The following is a 14483-nucleotide window of genomic DNA, read 5'->3' as shown; positions in this document are numbered from 1 at the left end:
AGAACCTGGTTAACAGATGGTTACCGGTCCAGAGCGCCGCCGCTTAATCCCGCAATCAGCTCTAAATCGGAAGACCCGCCTGCCCGGCCAGGTCCTTCAGCGACACCGCCGGCCGTGCGCCGACATGCTGGATGACCTCCGCCGCCGCGATGGCGCCGAGCTTCGCGGCGGTGACATTGTCCTTGCCGCGCGCGTGGCCGACCAGAAAGCCGGCCGCGAACAGATCGCCCGCGCCGGTGGCATCGACCAGCCGGTCGATTTTCGCAGCCGGCACCAGTTCGATCTTGTCGCCCTGCACGACGGCGCAGCCCTTCTCGCTGCGGGTGACCACCGAAAGCCGGCTCTCCATCTGCAGCGCCTTCGCCGCGGTGTCGAAGTCCGAGGTTTCGTAGAGCGACAGCAGCTCGCTCTCATTGGCGAACAGGATGTCGACGGTCTTGTCGCGGATCAGCTTGAGAAATTCGTCGCGATAGCGGCCGACGCAGAACGAATCCGACAGCGTCAGCGCCACCTTGCGCCCGGCCTTGTGAGCGATATCGGCGGCCTTGAGAAAAGCTTCCTTCGCCTTCGGCGGATCCCACAGATAGCCTTCAAGATAGACGATGGACGATGAGGCGACGGCATCGGCGTCGATGTCGTTCGGATGCAGGTCCTGCGCGGCGCCGAGATAGGTGTTCATCGTGCGCTCGCCGTCCGGCGTCACCAGAATATAGCAGCGCGCGGTCGAGGGGCCTTCGGAGGCCGGCGCGGTGGCGAACGCGACATTCGCCGCGCGGATGTCGTGCGCGAAAGCGCCTCCCAGCTCGTCGTCCTTCACCTTGCCGACGAAGGCCGTGCGCGCGCCGAAGCTCGCACAGCCGACGATGGTGTTCGCGGCGGAGCCGCCGGAGCTTTCGGTCGCCGGACCCATCGCGTCGTAGATCGCCTGCGCGCGCTGCTCGTCGATCAGCGCCATGCCGCCCTTGTTCATACCCTGCTTCACGAGAAAGTCGTCTTCGGCTTTCGCGATCACGTCGACAATCGCGTTGCCGATTCCGAGCACATCGTAGCGTAGGGCGGTCATGCGTTACCTCGTTTGATGAAAGCGCGGCGCACTATAGCGAGTGAGCCTCGCGAGGCAATGCGGGGGCAGGCGGCGGCTGCCCAATCGCCGGGATTGGGCAAGCTCCGGCCGCGCTCGGCGGTTTGCGTTCATGCAACATCGATCGCTGTCGAAGCGGCGGCCATGCCCCGAATTGACGGGTTCGCCGCTAGTGCGGAGGAGGAAGCCGGTTCAGCACTTCGAGACTCCACCAGAGAAAATATCCGCCAATGAGGATACCCAAGCCCACTTTCACCAGCTGTATGATCAGTTCGTCTTTGCTCATGTCCGTCCTGCCGGTCGCCCGCGCTTCGCCGGCCTCTTGCCGAACGCACGACCTGCCCCTTTGATAGCGGCATGCGCCACGCCGGGAAACCCGGCCGGGGGTTGCGCCGTAAACGCCGTTATGCGATGTGGCGCGCCTCGATCCCGGAGTGAGGTTTATGCCGTTCAAGCAACTGGTGTTTTCCGGCGTCCAGCCGACCGGAAACCTGCATCTCGGCAATTATCTCGGCGCCATCACCAAATTCGTGGCGTTGCAGGACAACTACGACTGCATCTACTGCGTCGTCGACATGCACGCCATCACCGTCTGGCAGGAGCCGGCGGAGCTGACGCACACCACGCGCGAAGTCACCGCGGCGTTTCTTGCCTGCGGCATCGACCCCAAGAAGCACATCATCTTCAATCAAAGCCAGGTCGCGGAGCACACCGAGCTGACCTGGGTGTTCAACTGCGTCGCCCGCCTCGGCTGGCTCAACCGCATGACGCAGTTCAAGGAGAAGGCAGGCAAGGATCGCGAGAACGTCTCGGTCGGCTTGTTCGCCTACCCGAACCTGATGGCCGCCGACATTCTGGTCTATCGCGCGACGCATGTTCCGGTCGGCGAGGACCAGAAGCAGCACCTCGAACTATCGCGCGACATCGCGCAGAAGTTCAACAACGACTTCGCCAAGTCGATCAGCGAGCGCGGTTTCGGCGATGCGTTCTTTCCGCTGCCGGAACCGATCATCCAGGGACCGGCAACGCGCGTGATGAGCCTGCGCGACGGCTCCAAGAAAATGTCAAAGTCGGACCCGTCCGACTATTCGCGCATCAATCTGACCGACGACGCCGACAACATCGCGCAGAAGATCCGCAAGGCCAGGACCGATCCCGAGCCGCTGCCGAGCGAGGAGAAGGGTCTCGAGACGCGGCCCGAAGCCGAGAACCTCGTCGGCATCTATGCGGCACTCGAAGGCACCACGCGCGCAGCAGTGCTCGGCCAGTTCGGCGGCGGGCAATTCTCCACCTTCAAGAACGCGCTGGTCGATCTCGCGGTCGCCAGGCTCGGCCCGATCGGAGCCGAGATGAAGAAGCTGATGCAGGATCCAGGACACATCGACGCCATCCTGGCCGACGGCTCGGCGCGCGCGCGCGTGATCGCCGCGCAAACCATGACGGCGGTCAAGGATATCGTCGGTTTCGTGCGAAGCTGACGTTCCAAGGCGAGCGCGGCATCAACGCCTTGCGTTGCATCATTGCCACGGGCGCGCATATCGCCGCTTGCTGGCCGCCCACGCGGCATGCCACCATTTGAGCCATGAGCACCAAGCGCCGCAGCTTCGAAGCCGGACACAAGCGCAAATATCTCGTCGTCATCGACGACACCGAGGAATGCGACCGCGCGGTCTATTGGGCGGCGAAGCGCGCCGGGCGCACCAAGTCGGCGGTCGTGATGCTGCGCGTGATCGAGACCGGCGATGCCGGCGCGCAATGGCTCGGCGTCGCCGACATCATGAAGGCGGAGGCCGCCGACGCCGCCAAGGCGGCGTTCAAGAAATATTCCGAGCGCATCAAGAAGATCGCCAAGGGCGTCAAGACCGACGAAGTGATCCGCGAGGGCGCGACCTCCGAGCAGATCATCAAGCTGATCGACGAGGACCAGGACATCGGCATCCTGGTGCTGGCCGCGGCGGCGAACAAGGACGGTCCGGGACCGCTGGTCGCCAACCTGTCGAAGATCGCCGGCACCTTCCCGATTCCGGTGGCCATCGTGCCGGGCCACCTCAGCGACGACGACATCGACGCCAGTTCCTGAGCATTTCCGGCCGTTTCTGCGCGGGTTGACCGCGCGCAGGCGCAGGTCCATCTATTCTATAGTCATTCGTAAGAGCCCGCGGGCCTTGAACCCGTGCGAGGAGCAAGACGATGTTCATCCAGACTGAAGCGACGCCGAACCCGGCGACGATGAAATTCCTGCCCGGCAAGCCGGTGCTGAACGACCGCACGCTCGACATGCCGACCCGCGAGGCGGCGACGCAGTCCCCGCTCGCCGAACGGCTGTTCGGCCTGCCGCATGTCGGCGGCGTGATGCTCGGCCCCGACTTCATTTCCGTCACCAAGACCGACGGCGACTGGCAGCAGATCAAGCCGTCCGTGCTCGGCGCCATCATGGAACACTTCATGAGCGGCGCGCCGGTGCTGGCCGAAAGCGCCACGGTGGCGGCGAGCGGCGATGACGAGTTCTTCGATCCGGCCGACGCCGAAACCGTCGCCACCATCAAGGATCTGATCGAGACCCGCGTGCGTCCGGCGGTGGCCGGTGACGGCGGCGACATCACCTTCCGCGGCTACAAGGAAGGCATCGTCTACCTGCACATGAAGGGCGCCTGCTCGGGCTGCCCGTCCTCGACCGCCACGCTGAAACACGGCATCCAGAACCTGCTGCGGCATTTCGTGCCGGACGTGCAGGAAGTGCGGCCGATGTAATTCGGCGTCGCCATTCATTTTGCTATGGCCGGGCTAACCACCCGGCCATTTGCTTTTGGACGAGCGGCTTTCACTGGACCGCGCGGCGCAACGCGGTGCTAAAGTCCGCCTCGGAAACGACCCATGCGCCTCCTCGCCATCGACACTGCCCTCGAAGCCTGCTCGGTCGCCGTGCTCGACACCGGCAACCCATCCGGCTTCGTGCACGAGTCGCAGCCGATGGCGCGCGGCCATGCCGAGGCGCTGATGCCGATGATCGCGCGCGTGCTCGACGCCGCAAAGCTCGCCGCCACCGATCTCGACCGCATCGCCGTCACCGTCGGCCCCGGCAGCTTTACCGGGCTGCGTGTCGGGATCGCGGCGGCGCGGGGCCTTGCGCTCGCGATCGGCAAGCCCGCCGTCGGCGTCACCACCTTCGCCGGCTTCGCCGCGCCCTACATCGCCGCCGACGATACGCTTCCCGTCGTCGCCGCGATCGATGCGCGACACGGTCACCTCTACATCCATGTGTTCGGTCCCGGCGGGCGCACGCTGGTCCCGCCGAAGCTCGTCAGCCTGACGGATGCTTTGCGGATCGCGACTTCCGGCTCGCCGCGCGTGATCGGCACCGGCGCGCGCATGCTCGCCTCGCACTGGCCGTCCGCCGCCGCGATCCCCGCTGCGATCGATCCACGCCGCGCACCGGACATCGGCTGGGTGGCGCGGATCGGCGCCGTCGCGCAGGACACCGGCGCGGCGCCGAAGCCGCTTTATCTTCGTGCGCCGGATGCAAAACCGCCGGCGACGGCGCAACTGGCGCGACGATGATCGGCTGGCTGCGACGGCTGTTCTCCGGACGCGCGCCGGCCATCGTCTTGGCCGCCTCGCGTGACGCCGGCGGCATCGCGACGTTGCACGGCGCATCATTCCGGCGCGGCTGGGGCGAAGCGGAGGTCGAGGGCCTGATTGCGGAGCGCAACGTGCTGACCCATGTCGCGCGCGCCGGGCGCAGCACCGCCGGCTTCATCATGTCGCGCAGCGCCGCCGACGAAGCGGAAATCCTTTCGGTCGCGGTCGGACGATCCTGGCGCGGCCGCGGCCTCGCACGCGAACTTCTGACCGCGCATCTGCGCCGGCTCGCGGGCCTGGGCACGCGGACGGTGTTCCTCGAGGTCGACGAGAACAACGAGCCGGCGATCAGGCTCTATGCCCGCGCCGGTTTTCGCGAGGTGTCGCGCCGGGCAAATTATTACCCGATAGAAAACGGCAAAACGGCCGCCGCGCTCATCCTCCGCCGCGATCTCGGGTAATGGACGACAAATCGTAAATGCTGCGCGGTTTTGCGCGAGCAGCCAAACCAATGGACACTTTGCCTGCGCCGTTAATATGATAAGACGCAGCCACGGAGACGACATGGCCGCGACCGATCAGACCGACATCGAGGCCCTGTGCGCATCGAAAGGCATGCGCATGACCGAGCAGCGCCGCGTCATCGCGCGCGTGCTGGCGGCTGCCGAAGATCACCCGGACGTCGAGGAGCTGTACCGGCGCTGCATCAAGGTCGACGATCGCATTTCGATTTCCACCGTCTACCGCACCGTCAAGCTGTTCGAGGATGCCGGCATCATCGAGCGGCACGACTTCCGCGAGGGCCGCGCGCGTTACGAGCAGAGCCGCGAGTCGCATCACGATCACCTCATCAACCTGCGCAACGGCGAGGTGATCGAATTCACCTCGGAGGAAATCGAACGCCTGCAGGCGGAAGTCGCGCGCAAGCTCGGCTATCGCCTGATCGATCATCGTCTGGAGCTTTACGCCGTTCCGCTCGACGACAAAAAGTCCTGACCGCCAATGCTGCGCGTTCCGTTCGTGCTCGCGGTCTTCTTCTCCTCGCTGCCGTTCATGATCGCCCTGCAATGGGGGCTGGCATATGTCGCACCATCACGCTGGGGGGCGGCCTCGGTCGCCTATTACCGCTTCCTCTGCCGGCTGCTGCGCATCCGCGTTCGCGTGCAGGGCGTTCCGGCCACCGGCACGCCGGTGCTGATCGTGTCGAACCATGTGTCCTGGGCGGACATCGTGGTGCTCGGCGCGATTTCGCCGATGGTGTTCGTCGCCAAGCGCGAAGTATCCGGCTGGCCGCTGATCGGCGCCGCCGCCCGCGTGCAGAAGGTGGTGTTCGTCGACCGCGAGCGCCGCCAGCAGACCGGCACGGCTGTCAACGAGATCGCGGCGCGCCTCGCCGCGGGGCATCCGGTCGTCCTGTTCGCCGAAGGCACCTCGAGCGACGGCAACCGCGTGCTGCCGTTCCGCACCGCGCTGATCGGAGCCGCAGCCGCGGCGCGCGACGACGCGGCCATCGCGACGCTCGCACTCCAGCCGCTGTCGATCTGTTACCCCGGCATGGGCGGCCTGCCGATGGGCCGCGCCCGACGCCCACGCGTCGCCTGGTACGGCGACCTCGACTTCCTGCCCCACCTGAAAAACTTCATCCGCCGCAACGACGTCGACGCCGTGGTGAGCTTCGGGCCGCCGGTGACCGCAACAGCGAGCGACGACCGCAAGACCTTGGCACGGAAGCTCGAGACCGCGGTGCGCCAGATGACCGTCGGCGCGCTGCGCGGCCGCGCCTAGAGCCCGGCTTTGCCAGCAAAGGCCGGCATCCACGATAACGCTCCAGCCTGCCAAAACCGGCTGAGAAACGCCCGGAAGACGGCCATTTTCAGCGGCATTCCTTTTTGCCGGGAAAGGCGCTAAACCCGGACCGGTAGCGCCGCGCCGGGCGCGGCACACGGTAAAATCAGAGGCTTCGCAAGGACTTGTCGGCCTATTCCGACAACCCATATCCCCAGTGGCATGAGCGAAACCCGCAAACTCTACGTCAAATCCTTCGGCTGTCAGATGAACGTCTACGACTCCCGCCGCATGGCGGACGTCATGGCGCCGTCCGGCTTTGCCGAGACGGACGGACCTGAGGGCGCCGACCTCGTCATCCTCAACACCTGCCACATCCGCGAGAAGGCGGCCGAGAAGATCTATTCCGAGATCGGCCGCCTGCGCGTGCTGAAACAGGAAGCCGCCGCCGCCGGACGCAACGTGACCATCGCGGTCGCCGGCTGTGTCGCACAGGCGGAAGGACAGGAGATCGTGCGCCGCGCGCCCGCCGTCGACATCGTGGTCGGCTCGCAGAACTATCATCGCCTGCCGGAGATGGTCGCGCGCGCGAAAGGCGGCGCGAAGATCGTCGACACGGATTTCCCGGTCGAAGACCGGTTCGACGCGCTGCCGACCCCGAAACGCGAGACCATCCGCAGCCGCGGCATCGCGGCCTTCGTCACCGTGCAGGAAGGCTGCGACAAGTTCTGCACCTTTTGCGTGGTGCCCTATACGCGTGGCGCGGAAGTCTCGCGCCCGGTGGAGAAGATCGCCGACGAGGTCATGCGGCTTGCCGACGGCGGCGTGCGCGAGATCACGCTGATCGGGCAGAACGTCAACGCCTATCACGGAGAAGGCAAGGACGGCCGCGAATGGCCGTTCGGCAAATTGATGCATCGCCTCGCGGAGATTCCGGGCATTGCGCGCATCCGCTACACCACCAGTCATCCCAATGACATGGAAGACAGCTTGATTGCGGCGCATCGCGATTTGCCGGCGCTGATGCCGTTTCTCCATCTTCCGGTGCAATCGGGCAACGACCGCGTGCTCGAAGCCATGAACCGCCGACACACGCGGGCCGACTATTTCGCCGTGATCGAGCGCCTGCGCGGTGCGCGGCCGGACATCGCGCTCTCGTCGGACTTCATCGTCGGCTTCCCCGGCGAGACGGAAGCCGAGTTTCGCGACACACTGTCGCTGATCGAGGAGGTCGGCTTCGCCAGCGCCTACTCCTTCATGTATTCGCCGCGCCCCGGCACGCCGGCCGCCGAAATGGACGGACAGATCGCCGAGCCGGAGAAATCCGAGCGGTTGCAGCGCCTGCAGGCGATCGTCAACCGCCAGCAAAAGGCCTTCAACGCCGCGGCTGTCGGACACACGCTCAACGTGCTGCTGGAGCGGCCCGGCCGCCATCCCGGCCAGATCGTCGGCAAGACGCCCTATATGCAGGCCGTGCAGGTGATGGCCCCCGCCGAACTGATCGGCAGCGTGCTGCCCGTCACCATCACCGATGTCGGGACTTTCAGCCTGTTCGGCGCACTGGCGCAGCACGGCGCCACGCCTTCCCTCGCCACTCTCGGAGCCTGAACCGCCTTGCGCAGCAACGAGCCCACGCTTCCGCCGGCCGCCGCTTCGGAAGATACCGCGACGACGCAGGTCGTCATCGCTTTCGACGACAACCGCCTCGCCTCCTTGCTGTTCGGCCAGTACGGGCAGAACCTCGCGCTGATCGAGCGCCGGCTCGGCGTCGTCGCCGATCAGCGCGGCAACCACGTCACCATCGAAGGCTCGCGCGCCGGCTGCGAGCAGGCCCGCCGCGTACTCGAAGGTCTCTACGAGCAGATCAAGCGCGGCGCCGAAGTCGTGCAGGGCGACGTCGAAGGCGCGATCCGCCAGGTGATCGCGCAAGGCTCGCTGTTCGATTTCGATCCGGCGACCAAACGCTCGAACTTCGAGGAGATCAACCTGCGCAAGCGTCCGGTGCGCGCCCGCACCGCCGCGCAGGACGCCTATATCCGCGCGCTGAAGCGCCATTCGCTGACCTTCGGCATCGGCCCGGCCGGCACCGGCAAGACATGGCTCGCCGTCGCCTATGCGTTGCAGCTTTTCGAGCGCAAGGAAGTCGATCGCATCATTCTGTCGCGTCCCGCGGTCGAAGCCGGCGAACGCCTCGGCTTCCTGCCCGGCGACATGCGCGAGAAGGTCGATCCTTATCTGCGGCCGATCTACGACGCGCTGCACGATCTGATGGACGACCGCATCGTCGAGCGCGCGATGCAAAACGGCGAAATCGAGATCGCTCCGCTCGCCTTCATGCGCGGCCGCACGCTGTCGAACGCCGCCGTCATTCTCGACGAGGCGCAGAACACGACGTCGATGCAGATGAAGATGTTCCTCACCCGGCTCGGCGAGAACTCGCGCATGATCGTCACCGGCGATCCCAGCCAGATCGACCTGCCGCCGGGCCAGACCTCCGGTCTCGTCGAAGCGGTGCGGCTGCTCGACGGTGTTGACGGCATCGCTCAGGTCAAGTTCACCTCCGCCGACGTCATCCGCCACGAGCTGGTAACGCGCATCGTCGAAGCCTACGACCGCGCCACGCCGCCCCCGCGCGGAGCGAAGGCATGAGCGGCAAGGCCGCGACGAAGCCCGCGACGGCGGACGGCGCATTGACGATCGATATTCTCGTTCAATCGCCGTTATGGCAGCGCGAACCGGAGGCGGAAGCGACCGTCACACGCGCGATTTCAGCCGCCGCAAAGCGCCTCTCAACAAGCGGCGGCGAGGTCGCTATTGTTCTCACCGACGATTCGGCAATCCGGGCGCTGAACCGCGACTGGCGCGGGTTCGACAAGCCGACGAATGTGCTGTCGTTCCCGGCGGCCAAGGCCGGCAATCAGGCGCCGGCGATGCTCGGTGATATCGTAATCGCCTATGAAACACTGGCGCGCGAATGCAGCGATGAAGGCAAACCGTTTTCCGATCATCTCGCCCATCTCGCCGTGCACGGTTTCCTTCACCTTGCCGGCCACGACCACGAGAATGACCGCGACGCCGACGCGATGGAGCGGCTCGAAACCGAAATTCTCGGCCAACTCGGCGTCCCCGACCCCTATGCGCGCGACCACGCCTGATCGCGCCAACGCCTGAGTGCCACCCGGACCGTCAATGCCAGACAGCGACCCGCCAAGTTCACCCGACCCCGCCAATCCGCCGTTCGACGGCAAGAATCTCCCGGTTCCGGTGCCGCAGCCGCGCGAGGTCGCCCGCGATTCCGAAAGCTGGATCGGCCGCGCCTTGCGCGCGCTGTTCGGCTGGAAGCCGGGCTCGATCCGCGCCGACCTCACCGACGTGCTCGACGCCGCGCCCGGCGAATCCGGCTTCTCGCCGCAGGAAAGCCGGATGCTCAAGAACATCCTCGACCTGCGCGAGCGGCGCGTCGACGACGTCATGGTGCCGCGCGCCGACATCATCGCCGTGCAGCAGGATCTTTCGCTCGGCGAACTGATGAAGGTGTTCCAGTCGGCCGGGCATTCGCGGCTCGTCGCCTATGACGACACGCTCGACGATCCGGTCGGCATGGTGCACATCCGCGACCTGCACGCCTTCATGGCGGAACGCGCCAGCGCAGCCCCTGCCAAGCCGACGCGGCGCAAGAGGCCGCCGCCGGCCGGCCTCGACATGAAAGCGATCGATCTGGCGCTGCCGCTGTCGTCGGTGCGGCTGGTGCGCGAAATCCTGTTCGTGCCGCCGTCGATGCGCGTGCTCGACCTGCTCGGCCGCATGCAGGCGACGCGCATCCATCTCGCGCTCGTCGTCGACGAATACGGCGGCACCGACGGCCTCGTTTCGATGGAAGACATCGTCGAACAGATCGTCGGCGACATCGCCGACGAGCACGATCTCGACGAGACGCCGCAGGTCGTCCGCCAGCCCGACGATTCCTACATCGCCGACGCGCGCACCAGCATCGAGAACGTCGTCGCGGTGATCGGTCCGGCCTTCGAGGTCGGCGCCGCGGGCGAAGAGGTCGACACCATCGGCGGCTATCTGGTGACGCGCGCGGGCCGCGTTCCTGTGCGCGGCGAGCTGGTGCCCGGCCCCGACAGTTTCGAAATCGAAGTGCTCGATGCCGATCCGCGCCGCGTCAAGCGCGTGCGCATCTATCGGCAGAAGGAGCCGCGCGATCGCCCCCGCGATTCATCGCGCGATCCGCGCCGGCGCCTCGAGCAGGACAACGCACCGACCACGGCTCCGACCGGAACGGCGACCAAGACGTGATATTCGCCCGCCTCTCGCAGTCGATCGTTCTCGCCGACGGCTGGCGGCGCGCGGGAATTGCCTTCGTGGCGGGCGCGGCGTCGGCGCTGGCGATGGCCCCGTTCAATGCCTGGCCGGTGCTGCTCGTCACTTTTCCGGTCCTGATCTGGCTGACCGACGGCGCCGGCGGGCGCTTCAACGGCGCGCTATCGGCCGCGATCGCCGGCTGGTCATTCGGCTTCGGCTATTTCGTCGCGGGGCTTTACTGGATCGGCTACGCCTTCCTGGTCGATGCCAAGACCTTCGGCTGGCTGCTGCCGTTCGCGGTCGCCGGACTGCCGGCCTATCTTGCGCTCTACACCGCAGCGGGGCTTGCCGCCGCGCGGCTGATGTGGAGCCGCGGACCGGCGCGCGTCGTCGCCTTCGCGATGGCGATGACGGTCGCGGAATGGCTGCGTGGCCACCTGCTCACCGGCTTCCCCTGGAACACCTTCGGCTACGCACTGACGGAGCCGCTGGCGCTCGCGCAAAGCGCCTCGGTGATCGGCGCCTGGGGCCTGACATTCGTCGCGCTTCTGATCTTCGCGACACCCGCGCTGCTCAATGATGACGCGCTCGATACGCCGAACCCGCGCCGCTATGTCGTCGCGTCGATCGTCCTTATCGCGGCGATGACGGGCTACGGCGCGATGCGGCTTGCGACGATGCCGACCGAACTCGTGCCGCACGTTAAACTGCGCATCATGCAGCCCAACCTGCCGCAGGACGCCAAGTTCAACTACGCGGCCAAGGCGGAGGTGATGCAGCGCTATCTGCGGCTGTCGGATCGCTCGACCGGCCCGCAGGCGAACGGCGTGCGTGACGTCACGCATCTGATCTGGCCGGAGTCGGCGTTTCCGTTCTTTCTCACGCGCGAACCCGACGCGATGGCGCAGATCGTCGAGTTGATCCGGCCTTCGACCGTGCTGATCACCGGCGCGATCCGCGCACCGGTGACGCCCGCCAACACGCGCGTCACCCAAGCCTACAATTCCGTCTATGTGATCGACCGCGACGGCGCGATCCTCGACATCTACGACAAGGTGCATCTCGTTCCGTTCGGCGAGTACCTGCCGTTCCAGCGGCTGCTCGAGCGGATCGGCCTGATGCAACTCACCAAGATCCGCGGCGGCTTCATCGCCGGCGACCGCCGCCGCACCATGACGGTGCCGACCGCGCCGAAGATGCTGCCGCTGATCTGCTACGAGGCGATCTTTCCGGACGCCGCGGTGCCGGACGGTGAACGGCCCGGCTGGCTCGTCAATCTCACCAATGATGGCTGGTTCGGCATCAGCACCGGGCCCTACCAGCATTTTCAGCAGGCACGGGTGCGCGCGATCGAGGAAGGCCTGCCGCTGGTGCGCGCCGCCAACACCGGCATTTCCGGCGTGATCGACCCGGTTGGCCGGGTGCTGGCGTCCCTGCCGCTTGGGGCAGAAGGAGTAGTGGATGCCCGGCTGCCCGCCACAATTGCGCCGACTCTATACGCACGCTACGGCGACGCTGCTTTGATCCTGTTCCTGATCGCCAGCGCCATGATCGTTGCGCGCCGGCGGTTTGCTCGCTGAAAGGCTGCTTGCCTTAATTCGCCTTCATCCTCGTCTGCGAAGCTTAGCCTGCGTCAACAAAGTGTACTGGGGTTGACCAAAGCCGCCGGCATTGGCCGCTGTTTCGTTTCCGGCGGTGAAAGTAACCGGACATCCATGTATGGTTGCAGTTAATAATTTCTGCGCCTTTAACGCTACCGGTGAATCACGATTACAGCCCGGATTGCTTTCTTACGCGCGTCATGTGAGATGACCGTGCATCAAGAACTATAAAGGTGCATAGGAGAGCCTTATGGCCAAGAAGACGCCGAACCCGATCGACAAGCACGTCGGCAGTCGCGTGCGCATGCGTCGGATGATGCTCTCCATGAGCCAGGAGAAGCTCGGCGATTCGCTCAACCTCACCTTTCAGCAGGTTCAGAAATACGAGAAGGGCACCAACCGCATCGGCGCGAGCCGGCTGCAGCAAATCGCCGCGATCCTGCAGGTGCCGGTCTCGTTCTTCTTCGAAGGCGCGCCGCACGCGCCCGGCCAGGTCGACAACGGAATGGCCGAAGCTCCCTCGCCCGCTTACATCTCGGATTATCTCGCGACCTCCGATGGGCTTGCGCTGACCAAAGCCTTCATGCGCATCAAGAGCAGCAAGCTGCGCCGCAGAATCGTCGAACTGGTCGAGCAGATCGCCGGCGACGAGGACTGAGTTTCTCCGCATCCCAACGCATAGATTCCGGCCGCGCCCGCGTGGGTGGAAACTTCCCACCCTGCCCGCATCTTGACCTCGCCGGTCAGCGCTGCAAGAAACACTCAACTTTTCGAGATGTCGCGGCCCGACGCCGCGCGACAGGAGGATGATCCGTGGCTCACCGCAATTTTCTGTTCACGAGTGAATCGGTTTCCGAAGGCCATCCCGACAAGGTCTGCGACCAGATTTCCGACGCCGTCCTCGATGCGTTCCTCGAGAACGACATCAAGATGGGGATCGCCGACGACAGTCTCATCAACACCCGGCTCGGCTGCGAAACGCTGACCACCACCAACAAGATCGTGATCGCCGGCGAAGGCCGCGGCCAGTCGCCGCTGTTCGAGAAGCGCGGCGGCGTCACCATCGTCAACCGTGAGATGATCTCCGAGATCGCGCGCGGCGTGGTGAAGGACATCGGTTACGACCAGGACGGCTTCTCCTGGTACGGCGCGGACGTCGAGGTGCTGCTGCACGGCCAGTCGCCCGACATCGCGATGGGCGTCGATGCGAAGAAGAAAAAGGGCAAGGAAGAGGAAGGCGCCGGCGATCAGGGCATGATGTTCGGCTTCGCCTGCACCGAGAGCGAAGTCTACGAGAAGGGCTCGTTCATGCCGGCCCCGATCTATTTCGCGCACAAAATTCTGAAAGTGCTCGCCGACAAGCGCCACTCGAAGGCGCTGCCGGATCTGCAGCCCGACTCGAAGAGTCAGGTCACCGTCCGTTACGTCGACGGCAAGCCGGTCGGCTGCACCAAGGTCGTGGTCTCGACGCAGCACAATGCGGCGAACCGCAACAAGAAGAAGTATTCGCCGGGCATGGTGAAGGACATGATCGAAAGCGCGGTGCAGAGCGCGCTGCCGAAGGGCTGGATGCCCGATCGCCCGTCCGACTTCCTCGTCAACCCGACCGGCAACTTCGTGGTCGGCGGTCCTGACGGCGACTGCGGCCTCACCGGCCGCAAGATCATCGTCGACACCTACGGCGGCTATGCGCCGCACGGCGGCGGCGCCTTCTCCGGCAAGGACCCGACCAAGGTCGACCGTTCGGCCGCTTACGCCGCGCGCTATCTCGCCAAGAACGTGGTCGCCGCCGGCGTCGCCGAGCGCTGCACCATCCAGGTCGCCTACGCCATCGGCGTCGCCGATCCGATGTCGGTGCTGGTCGACACCCACGGCACCGGCAAGGTTGACGAGAAGAAGCTCGAAAAGATCCTGCCGCAGCTGTTCCGCCTGACGCCGACCAACATTCGCCGGTCGCTGAAGCTGAACCGCCCGATCTACCGTCGCACCGCGGCCTACGGCCATTTCGGCCGCAAGCCGGACAAGGACGGGGGCTTCTCCTGGGAGCGCACCGACCTCGCCGACGCGATCAAGCGCGCGTTCTGATCGCAGCAAATACAAGCTTTGTTGCGCGACGGCCGGACGCCACG

The 14483-nt window shown here is 65.7% G+C and carries 15 protein-coding genes; 14 read left to right on the top strand and 1 reads right to left on the bottom strand.

Features of this window, described 5'->3' with window-relative positions; all coding sequences use genetic code 11:
* Nucleotides 1–61: 61 nt before the first annotated feature.
* Nucleotides 62–1063: an adenosine kinase gene (locus AB7F10_RS12630; RefSeq protein ID WP_428561425.1), complete on the bottom strand. Its 1002-nt coding sequence runs from the start codon at nucleotides 1061–1063 to the stop codon at nucleotides 62–64.
* Nucleotides 1064–1524: 461 nt separating this feature from the next.
* Between AB7F10_RS12630 and trpS the strand changes: the two genes are divergently transcribed.
* The 14 genes from trpS (at nucleotide 1525) to metK (ending at nucleotide 14439) form a co-directional block, all read left to right on the top strand.
* Complete coding sequence (gene trpS / locus AB7F10_RS12625) at nucleotides 1525–2559, top strand: tryptophan--tRNA ligase (RefSeq protein WP_428561423.1); 1035 nt, start codon at nucleotides 1525–1527, stop codon at nucleotides 2557–2559.
* 104 nt (nucleotides 2560–2663) lie between these two features.
* Nucleotides 2664–3161, top strand: coding sequence for a universal stress protein (locus AB7F10_RS12620; RefSeq protein WP_428561420.1), 498 nt, complete (start codon nucleotides 2664–2666; stop codon nucleotides 3159–3161).
* 110 nt (nucleotides 3162–3271) lie between these two features.
* Nucleotides 3272–3832 carry a NifU family protein gene (locus tag AB7F10_RS12615; protein ID WP_428561418.1) on the top strand — a complete coding sequence of 187 codons (561 nt, stop codon included), beginning with the start codon at nucleotides 3272–3274 and terminating at the stop codon, nucleotides 3830–3832.
* 123 nt (nucleotides 3833–3955) lie between these two features.
* Complete coding sequence (gene tsaB / locus AB7F10_RS12610) at nucleotides 3956–4639, top strand: tRNA (adenosine(37)-N6)-threonylcarbamoyltransferase complex dimerization subunit type 1 TsaB (RefSeq protein WP_428561416.1); 684 nt, start codon at nucleotides 3956–3958, stop codon at nucleotides 4637–4639.
* Nucleotides 4636–5121, top strand: a complete 486-nt coding sequence (locus tag AB7F10_RS12605; protein ID WP_428561413.1) for a GNAT family N-acetyltransferase — start codon at nucleotides 4636–4638, stop codon at nucleotides 5119–5121. The genes tsaB and AB7F10_RS12605 overlap by 4 nt, the downstream gene beginning before the upstream one ends.
* Nucleotides 5122–5224: 103 nt before the next feature.
* Nucleotides 5225–5656, top strand: coding sequence for a Fur family transcriptional regulator (locus AB7F10_RS12600; protein WP_428561411.1), 432 nt, complete (start codon nucleotides 5225–5227; stop codon nucleotides 5654–5656).
* Between the two features lie 6 nt (nucleotides 5657–5662).
* A complete protein-coding gene (locus tag AB7F10_RS12595; RefSeq protein ID WP_428561409.1) occupies nucleotides 5663–6445 on the top strand; it encodes a lysophospholipid acyltransferase family protein in 783 nt (260 codons plus the stop codon).
* Between the two features lie 222 nt (nucleotides 6446–6667).
* Nucleotides 6668–8053: a tRNA (N6-isopentenyl adenosine(37)-C2)-methylthiotransferase MiaB gene (miaB, locus tag AB7F10_RS12590; RefSeq protein WP_428561406.1), complete on the top strand. Its 1386-nt coding sequence runs from the start codon at nucleotides 6668–6670 to the stop codon at nucleotides 8051–8053.
* Nucleotides 8054–8059: 6 nt separating this feature from the next.
* The gene (locus tag AB7F10_RS12585) at nucleotides 8060–9094 is read left to right on the top strand and encodes a PhoH family protein (protein WP_428561404.1); all 1035 of its coding nucleotides are present in this window, start codon (nucleotides 8060–8062) and stop codon (nucleotides 9092–9094) included.
* Nucleotides 9091–9600, top strand: coding sequence for an rRNA maturation RNase YbeY (gene ybeY / locus AB7F10_RS12580; protein ID WP_428561402.1), 510 nt, complete (start codon nucleotides 9091–9093; stop codon nucleotides 9598–9600). The genes AB7F10_RS12585 and ybeY overlap by 4 nt, the downstream gene beginning before the upstream one ends.
* A gap of 34 nt (nucleotides 9601–9634) precedes the next feature.
* Nucleotides 9635–10747 carry a hemolysin family protein gene (locus tag AB7F10_RS12575; protein ID WP_428561399.1) on the top strand — a complete coding sequence of 371 codons (1113 nt, stop codon included), beginning with the start codon at nucleotides 9635–9637 and terminating at the stop codon, nucleotides 10745–10747.
* Entirely contained in the window at nucleotides 10744–12333 is a 1590-nt protein-coding gene (gene lnt, locus AB7F10_RS12570) for an apolipoprotein N-acyltransferase (RefSeq protein WP_428561396.1), read from the top strand. Before AB7F10_RS12575 ends, lnt begins: the two co-directional genes overlap by 4 nt.
* A gap of 271 nt (nucleotides 12334–12604) precedes the next feature.
* Entirely contained in the window at nucleotides 12605–13012 is a 408-nt protein-coding gene (locus AB7F10_RS12565; protein ID WP_428561393.1) for a helix-turn-helix domain-containing protein, read from the top strand.
* Between the two features lie 155 nt (nucleotides 13013–13167).
* Nucleotides 13168–14439 carry a methionine adenosyltransferase gene (gene metK / locus AB7F10_RS12560; protein ID WP_428561391.1) on the top strand — a complete coding sequence of 424 codons (1272 nt, stop codon included), beginning with the start codon at nucleotides 13168–13170 and terminating at the stop codon, nucleotides 14437–14439.
* Nucleotides 14440–14483 lie beyond the last annotated feature (44 nt).

The organism is Pseudolabrys sp. (assembly GCF_050250095.1).
Taxonomy (GTDB): Bacteria; Pseudomonadota; Alphaproteobacteria; order Rhizobiales; family Xanthobacteraceae; genus Pseudolabrys.
This window is presented reverse-complemented; position numbering and strand designations above follow the sequence as displayed.